This is a genomic window from Acinetobacter cumulans (assembly GCF_003024525.3).
GTDB lineage: Bacteria > Pseudomonadota > Gammaproteobacteria > Pseudomonadales > Moraxellaceae > Acinetobacter > Acinetobacter cumulans.
Genome location: NZ_CP035940.1, coordinates 1 through 8,138 on the forward strand (window position 1 = coordinate 1; position 8,138 = coordinate 8,138).

Consider the following 8,138-nt stretch of genomic DNA (forward strand, 5'->3'; position numbering starts at 1 on the left):
ATCATTAGGACGGAAGAAAGTTTACAAGCCATTTATAAAAAACTTTCGCTGATCGTATGTGATTACCATAAATTAATAAATTAAACGATTCATTTTATTTTGTGGAGTATGTATCTCATGAATCAGCCTAAAAATGAGTTTGAAATACGACAACAAATGATGAACGATCAAATTTCAGGGGCAAAAGATCCTCAACATGAGATCCATCAACGTATCCAAGAAAGCCTTAAAAAAGATGCAGAGGAGTTAGCACTGCGTAAAGCATGGAAACGTGCTCAGGATATTGTTTGCCATAGCTTCGATCAAAAAACGATTGACGCATGTAGACAAAGTAGTGAGGAACGTTTAGAACGGCTGATTTCAGGTGAATCTACCTTTGAAGAAGAAGACGCGGTACTAATGATGCAATGGCGCGCCTTAAATAATCGACCTAAAAACCAGGACTAAAATCATTATCCTGATCGTGATTCCTTACTTTTTCAGAAGTTACAGCTTTTTCCCTCATTTTCAAAGGCACACGTTCAATGACTTGTCGCTGTATAAATGCTAATTCTTCATCAATAGGGGCGATCTGAATAACTGAACCCTCTAAGTTTTGGCCGAGATCCCTTAAATATCCCAATTTCTCAAGTCGATCGAACGATTCAGTATTCAAAAGATCAATATAACGCTGTAAATCATGCTGAATCAATGTTATAGGTTCAGTCGTTTGAGGATCTTTCAATAAAGTTTGCAGCATATTCTGCTGTAAAAACAATAATTTTTCTCGCGCATACCACTGTTGTCGAGTACGTGGCGTTTCAGCTTGCTTGCTTAGTTCTTCAATCTCTTTTCGATTTTTTAATTCAGCCTCATAAAACGAACGATACTGCTCATAACGATTTTCAGCGCGAATACGTTGAATTTCTTCAATCATATGCTGTTGTTTGGCCCACAACTCAGGTTCATTCTCACACGCAAAACGTACCGCCTTATTCATCACGGGGACATCCTGCAGCTGGGTTCCATACTTCTTGTTGTAATCTCGGTGTGATAAACAACTCACCCTACTCGGCACTTCTATCTGAATACCTCGAATCTCAACCTGTTTCATTGGCGCATACCGCATAAGACTGTCATTAATCAGTTCTTCAGTTTTCTGTCGGTACAACTGCAGCTGTGCTTTGCCCATCCCCAATACATCAGCCGTGAGCTTCTGCGCACCACCTTTCTGCGGATCCTTGGGGTTATAACGCTTAAAAAACTGTTCGGCTGAACGATCAATCCCATCCATATGCCGTTCACTGTACATCAGATGCAAATGCGGTTGCTCAATCCCGGCAATTAAACCCGCATGATTATGGATGGCGCAGCTAAATGGAAAACGATAGCGGTCGGCAAACTCGGTAATAAACGCTTCAGCCAACTCAATCCGTTGCGCTTGGTTTAATTCTTTGGGTAAAGCCACGACCAGACTGGAACAGGTTCGGCCATTACTCCGTTCATATACATCTGCAGCCTGCCAAAATTCAGCCGGTTTTCCCTCGGCAAAACTGGGTAAATTCCCGGATTTCACAAACTCAATGTGCTCAGAAACCGATTCCTTATAACTTTTAAAGTGTGACGTTCGGGTGATGTAATGAAAGCGATTCTTGGCTGTGGCGCCATCTTTGATTTTTCCTGATCGTGTCTTTATCGCTTTTTTTGCGGTGTGTTCAAGGTTGCAATAGAACATATATCACCTTCATTTTTAGCCGGGGCCTCGCAGAGCCTGCGGAGCACGAGGAGGAGTGTTTCTAATTCGATATAATTGCGTAGTAATTATATCGAATTAGAAACACGGAAACGAGCTTAAGAATTAAAAAAAATGTTCCCACATTTTTTTTAATTCTTCCCGTGCCGGCCTATGCTAAACTGAAAACACAAAAACCTCACCCATTTTATGCTGGAGAATGCGATGGCGGCCCGTGGAAGACCTGCGAAAATACTCACTTCAAATGACCTCATGACATTACAGCAGTTCCTTAAAAATCTCCCTTTCCTCAAGAAAAACCAGCAGCAGGCTTTGACCTTGCTTCAACAAGCAAATGGCATATTCAATGACAAACAGCTCAATCTACTGAAAGCTGCAGACCGTGATAAAAACCAGTTTTTAAAAAGACAGGCCCTCATTGAACAGATCAAGCTAAAGGATAAAAACCAGCAGCCCCTTCTGGCCAACGAAACAGAAATTCTGGCATTACTGACACAGGAAATGGATCAGGATAATTTCTTCCGCCTGGATCGTGCCCTGGAGTCTTACCAGAAAATTGAAAAAGCAGCCTTGGAAAACCGGATCCGGCTGGAGAATGAACACAAGCGCGAAATTTTGCAAAAAAGTCATAAAGAACTGACAGACGCCCAAAAGAAACGTAATGCAGAAAATCAGCTCAAATATGCTTTAGGTGGAGCAGTACTAGCCGCCTGGAACAAACTTAATTTATCAACCGAAAATATAGATCCAGAAAAAGTTAAAAATACCATCGTCAATAACCAAAATTTTTTCAGAATGGTCAGTAACACCACGCTTTATCAATATATTCATCCAAGAACTGAAAACTACTTTCGAAGCAGAGAATTGTTTATCAAAGTTATTGAAGGATTATGTGAATATGATGACCACGGTACAGAACTTTATATCTTTGAAGCAGATAGTCACTTAAAACCGCAATAAAATGCGATTACAGCCACTTTTAAACCAATTTTTGAGTTAGCTACGTCTAAATCAATAAAGTGGCTGTAATCGCAAAACAAGAGCATTTAGCTTATTTTGCAAAAATACAAATCAAGATCCATTTCAAAACTCACAATATACCTAGAAGGTATATACCGAGCGAGTGTCTACGAGCGGCATAACTAAAATTCGCGCTTTGACTCTTTGAAAAACTGTTTTTTAGTATGTGAAATCTAAAAGAGCGTAAATCAAATGCCAAAATTTGATTCTAGAACGAGCGAAAGCGAGTAAAAAAAGCATTATAAGCGAAGCGAATTCCGAATTGTTTGTGCTTTTTTTAAAGTCATAACGAGATTTACTAAAAATTGCCCCAAGAATCGAGCGATAGCGAGATTCAATAGAGTTTGAGCGTAGCGAAAACATAGGGCAATTTTTCATTCTTTCCTTTTTAATATATTTTAAATCTTTTAAATCTTTTAGGCTATCTGAAAGGCTTTAACAGAAAGGCTTTCAGCTCCTAACTATGAGGGATTGACTACTAACTATGAGGGATTGACTACTAACTATGAGGGATTGACTACTTAACTATGAGGGATTGACTACCAAATATGAGAGAATTATATTACTCATAGTTAGTTTATCGAATTAAAAATGATGAGTACATCTAAAAAAGAATTAGTAGTTAAATCAAATCAAGTAATTGAGGCTTCATATCAACTCAGCTCAACAGAACAACGGATTGTCTTAGCAGCTATTAGTAAGATTAGTCGGGCTGAAGATATTACAGATGATGAAATTTATCGCGTAACTATTGATGATTTAAAAAAACTTGGGGTTCATGAAAAAACAGCTTATAGAGATCTAAAAGATGGTGTAAACCGCTTATATGACAGATCAATTAATTTAGCTATTGATGATGAGTCAATCAAAATGAGATGGATTCAATCCATACGCTTTTTAGAAAGTAAAAGCGTTGTAGGAATTCGGTTTTCTAAAGAAATTTTGCCGTTCATTTCTAATCTAAGCCGTGAATTCACTAAGTATTCGCTATCTGATATTGCTGGTATGAGTAGCGCATATGCTATTCGTATTTATGAGCTACTAAGCCAATATCGTTCCATAGGAAAACGAGAGATTTCCATCGAATCTCTAAGAAGTATGTTGGAGTTAGGGAAAAGATATCCATTGTCTGCTGATTTAAAGAGATGGGTTATTGATACTGCTGTAGTTCAAATCAATGAACATAGCCCTTTAAATGTATCTTACGAGCAAATAAAGACAGGTCGAAAAGTCACACACATTCACTTCACGTTTAAAGAAAAATCAAAAAGTATTGAGCATAAATCCGAACAGAATAATTTTTATAAATTGACAGATTCACAAATTAATATGTTCGGTAATCAGCTTTCACGCTTACATGAAGTATCTCACCTAGCACAACAAGGTGAAAGTTATGACGACTTAGCTATTAAAATTAAAGATATGCTGCGAGATCCAATAAAACAAAAACAACTTATTCCTCATCTTAAAAATTTAGGCTTTAAGGCATAAAGGTCGATTGTGTATGTAGCAGTTGACTGTTTGTTAATGTATTTTAGTTCACATAATGGACAACCAAAATTACAAGATGAAATCACTATCTGTTATTGAGCTTTCAAATCTCTATGGAATAACTCGTCAAGCCATTTATAAGCAAGTTAATAAAGGTAATTTAAGTAAAAATAGTGACGGTAAAATTGATCTTTCCGAAGCTATTCGAGTCTTTGGTGAACCTTCTAGAAATGTAAACAGTTCACAGACAACCGAAACACGAAAGTTGTCAGAAGTTCACCTATTAGAACAGCAGGTTTACATGCTTCAAAAACAGCTTGAACAGGCTCATGAGCGTGAGCAGTTCCAACGTGAGGAACTAAAAGCTAAGAATGATCAGTTACACGTTAAAGATGAGCAAATTGAAGCAATACAACGCCTACTAGAAGCTCCAAAAGCTTATACAACTAGTTCTATCGACCCAAAATTAGATATAGCAACAGATACTAGGTCAAAAAGTGAGTCGAACTATGATGTATTGACTACTCAACCAAGAGAAACTCCTGTAGAAGTAGAGATCCAAACTCAGCCGAAAGATGACGGATTGACTACTCCGGAGCAGGTGGAAAATAAGCGGATTCCAGTACCGGAGCACATTGACCAGGAACCGGAGAAAAGAGGCTTTTGGAGCCGATTCTTTAAGCCGTATGGCTGATTTGATTGTTCACCTGGACTTATTAAAACCGTGGAACATTGTTCAAGAAGTAAGCGTGGAACACTAAAAAACATAAAAAAAGCCCATTCGATGGTGAATGGGCTATAAATCGGGTAGTAGTACGTTGAATTATAACATAATTTAAAGAGCATTTCGTATAAGGTGTATTATGTTAATTTTAGGAAACCTTAATACTGTTTTAACATAGACTCTTCATCTTCATGCACTCTCATCTACTAAAACAATACTATCATTCCAGTACGTATCTTCTGCCCAATTATTTGGAAAGCCACAGCTATTTAAATGTGAATGTACATGATATTTATCAATTAATTCTTGTAGATCTGCTTTGATGTGAGTTCTATTGATTTTAAAATACATAGCATCTAGTGCTATTAGAATTGAATACAATCTGTTTGGTCTATGAGATGGAAATTGCAGTTTTATATCTTTTAATGTAACTGCGGCATAATTAGCATTAAAAACGCGATTGTGATGTGCACATCTATTCCTAATTTCTCGTAAGCCATTAATCCAAGTGATCCAATACTGAAACTTTGTAGCTCCAAAGGACTTAGCTAAATTATCTAAAGAGTTCTCACGGCTTCTTTGGATAAAAATTCCTATATTGATACTTTCAATAAAATCACAAATCTGCCCCAAAGTCATAAACTCAGAAATATGCCAAAAAGGTGGTAATTGTTCAAAAATATCGTGTTCAGGATTCTTGTATTTATTTTTGTAGTGTTCGTTGTGACTCTCTTTGCTCTTTAAAAATTGAGCTTTAAGTTTTTTTCTAATCGACTGAATTTTACTGAGAGGAGTTTGATAGTCTGGATCCTTATGCTTTAATCCTCGTAATTGAGCTACTGTTGGTTGAAAGATAAAGCCATCATCTAAATACCAGAAATATCCTTTGCCACTATCTATAAAGAATTGGTCTAAAGACTTCCGCAAATAAACTTCTATTTCAGAGATATAGCTTAACAATAGATTAGAAAGCTCTTTATTAAACAAATACAAATTCAAAGCATCTTTAAAGTCTATATTTTCCTTAAAACGCTTTGGTTTATCTTTAGGATCTAGACTTACTAAGAATGGATGTAAGTAGAATTTAAAACGATGGTATGTCGTTTTCTGAAGAACAGACTTAGCTAAAGTCTCATTAGAAAAGTTTAACCCTTCCGATTTAAGTTTAGTTATAACTTCATCAACTGTTAAAGTTCTTCTTTTATATGGAGAAACCTGTTTTAAATCCATACAACAAATCTTCTAATTTTTCCAAAAAAAAAGCTCACTTACGTCCCAAGTTAACAAACTAAAGGAGGTAGCGAGCGTTGTTAAGTTCATTCTATATAATATATAGAATTTTCAATATCACTAAGTGTAACACTGCAACACTATCAATCTTTATTAAATACCATAAAATTCAATGGTTTACAATAAAAAACTTGACTTCCTCCAGGTTATTTAATATAAGTCCTTAGGACTTATATTAAATAACCTATGACAATATGAATTTTTCAGATGCTTTATTGGATATTATTATTTCCTCCAAGAAGTCAGCTATATCAAAACAAAGTTTATATAGAGAATTCATAAAATTATGGTTAGATAAAAAATATAAAAATATAGATATCAGTGACTTAAGATATAACAGTAAAGATTATAGAAAAAAATTTAAACGTGTTTTAAAAGAACTAGAAACCTCAGATAAGCTGAAATGTATTGGCGATGAAATTGTCGGAGCTTCTTATTTTATTAATTTAACTATTTCCCCCTTAGATCCTCTTAAAATTATCTCTGATCTATATTCTTTAGGGTATTTCTCTCACTTCTCAGCTATGAAAATCCATAAATTAGTTGATGGAGCCAGTGATATTGTTTACTTTTCTACCGTTGATAGAAAAGTATGGAAAAAGCACTTTTTAGATAATTTAGAAAAAGATAAATCAACTCGCTTTGATAATGACGAAAAAGATATTCTAGATTTAATTCCAAGATTTCCTACTGAGGAAAACTATCTTTCACAGTACCTTCTTGTATTTACTAATAAAAATTTTGGCCACTGGGAGATTGTTAATGGCTTAAAGGTCAGAAAAATTTCTTTCCTCTTTTTAGATATGGTGAGATCTCCCCAGTATTGTGGAGGGGTTGAAACTGTAATTTCAGTGTTTGAAAAATATGCTCCTATTTTGTTAGAAGAAATAATAGAGACAGCACACAAATATGGCACAAATATAGACAGAGCTAGAATTGGTTTCATCCTTGATGAACTAATGGGACTAACTCATCCTATGTTAGAGCAATGGAAAATTGAAATGGTGGGGTTAAGAGGTGGTTCAAGGAAATTTGTTGCCTATTTACCTTTTGATCCAGAATTTAGTCCTATATGGAACATTTCGTTGAATCATGATTCTGTAAAAAATTCTTTTCACGGAGTTTTTATTAAGAAAATTTCTGAAACTGATATATCGAATAAAGCCTATTTTGAAATCAAATTTGCCTATATTCACACATTTATTGAATATGCTAAGAAGAAGAATTTAAACGATGTAACTCTTTTAATTCACAATTTAAGAATTGATGATATCAGAAATGCTCATCCTTATGAATTTCCCTATAAAGGGGATAGGATTTATCTCAAAAATGAAGAAGAGCTAAATATTTTTTTAGAAAAGTTCAAGATGCGATTTGAACGAAACGGGTTCACAATTAACCCTATAATTTCATCCTCTCTAGGTAATTATAAATACTGGCAATTCAAGATCACTTGGGAGAATACAAGAACCTCATTATTAGAAACAACTCTCAACTCTTTAGAATATTCCTGGGCAGAAGAATTCATTAAGGAGTATTTAATAAGTAGAGGAGCTACCTTCAAATGACGAAGAATAATACTGATTGATTTAACATAAAATCTCTTATACGAAATCGATTTGTTAGAACCCATTTAAAGTGTCTATATTCTTACAAGCGATTTTTGTTTATCGTAATATGAAATCAGCGAACTGCAATAGATCAATAACTTACGTCATTAGGACGGAAAAAAGTTTCTAAATCATTTGTAAAAAACTTTCGCTGGATATTTACCTCAACTATAAATCAATAACTTACGTCATTAGGACGGAAGAAAGTTTACAAGCCATTTATAAAAAACTTTCGCTGGATATTTACCTCAACTATAAATCAATAACTTAC

Annotated in this window: 7 protein-coding genes; 5 read left to right on the forward strand and 2 right to left on the reverse strand. The window is 35.0% G+C overall.

Going from position 1 to position 8,138, the window contains the following annotated elements; translation table 11 throughout:
• Positions 1-117: 117 nt before the first annotated feature.
• On the forward strand, positions 118-447 hold the full coding sequence (locus C9E88_RS17410) for a hypothetical protein (RefSeq protein ID WP_316965221.1): 330 nt from the start codon (positions 118-120) through the stop codon (positions 445-447).
• Here C9E88_RS17410 and C9E88_RS17415 read toward each other — a convergent pair.
• A complete protein-coding gene (locus tag C9E88_RS17415) occupies positions 431-1,714 on the reverse strand; it encodes a MobA/MobL family protein (RefSeq protein ID WP_068911102.1) in 1,284 nt (427 codons plus the stop codon). The genes C9E88_RS17410 and C9E88_RS17415 overlap by 17 nt on opposite strands.
• A 222-nt stretch (positions 1,715-1,936) precedes the next feature.
• Here C9E88_RS17415 and C9E88_RS17420 point away from each other — a divergent pair, with 222 nt between their 5' ends.
• The 3 genes from C9E88_RS17420 to C9E88_RS17430 all read left to right on the forward strand — a co-directional run bounded on the left by C9E88_RS17420 (position 1,937) and on the right by C9E88_RS17430 (position 4,937).
• Positions 1,937-2,692 (forward strand): hypothetical protein, encoded by a 756-nt coding sequence (locus C9E88_RS17420; protein ID WP_005175443.1) that lies wholly within the window; start codon positions 1,937-1,939, stop codon positions 2,690-2,692.
• A 651-nt stretch (positions 2,693-3,343) separates the two neighbouring features.
• Positions 3,344-4,243, forward strand: a complete 900-nt coding sequence (gene repM, locus C9E88_RS17425) for a replication initiation protein RepM (RefSeq protein WP_004763517.1) — start codon at positions 3,344-3,346, stop codon at positions 4,241-4,243.
• A 76-nt stretch (positions 4,244-4,319) separates the two neighbouring features.
• Positions 4,320-4,937 carry a plasmid replication DNA-binding protein gene (locus tag C9E88_RS17430; protein WP_106986739.1) on the forward strand — a complete coding sequence of 206 codons (618 nt, stop codon included), beginning with the start codon at positions 4,320-4,322 and terminating at the stop codon, positions 4,935-4,937.
• Between the two features lie 219 nt (positions 4,938-5,156).
• Here C9E88_RS17430 and C9E88_RS17435 read toward each other — a convergent pair whose 3' ends face one another.
• Positions 5,157-6,197: an Abi family protein gene (locus C9E88_RS17435; RefSeq protein ID WP_106986736.1), complete on the reverse strand. Its 1,041-nt coding sequence runs from the start codon at positions 6,195-6,197 to the stop codon at positions 5,157-5,159.
• Positions 6,198-6,451: 254 nt separating this feature from the next.
• Between C9E88_RS17435 and C9E88_RS17440 the strand changes: the two genes are divergently transcribed.
• Positions 6,452-7,825, forward strand: a complete 1,374-nt coding sequence (locus tag C9E88_RS17440; RefSeq protein ID WP_106986737.1) for a hypothetical protein — start codon at positions 6,452-6,454, stop codon at positions 7,823-7,825.
• The last annotated feature ends 313 nt before the right edge of the window (positions 7,826-8,138 follow it).

Bases quoted from the DNA above. Each gene is read 5' to 3' on its own strand.
- C9E88_RS17430 (WP_106986739.1), top strand. From the start codon at position 4,320: ATGAAATCACTATCTGTTATTGAGCTTTCAAATCTCTATGGAATAACT.
- C9E88_RS17415 (WP_068911102.1), bottom strand. From the start codon at position 1,714: ATGTTCTATTGCAACCTTGAACACACCGCAAAAAAAGCGATAAAGACA.
- C9E88_RS17440 (WP_106986737.1), top strand. From the start codon at position 6,452: ATGAATTTTTCAGATGCTTTATTGGATATTATTATTTCCTCCAAGAAG.
- repM (WP_004763517.1), top strand. From the start codon at position 3,344: ATGATGAGTACATCTAAAAAAGAATTAGTAGTTAAATCAAATCAAGTA.
- C9E88_RS17435 (WP_106986736.1), bottom strand. From the start codon at position 6,197: ATGGATTTAAAACAGGTTTCTCCATATAAAAGAAGAACTTTAACAGTT.
- C9E88_RS17420 (WP_005175443.1), top strand. From the start codon at position 1,937: ATGGCGGCCCGTGGAAGACCTGCGAAAATACTCACTTCAAATGACCTC.
- C9E88_RS17410 (WP_316965221.1), top strand. From the start codon at position 118: ATGAATCAGCCTAAAAATGAGTTTGAAATACGACAACAAATGATGAAC.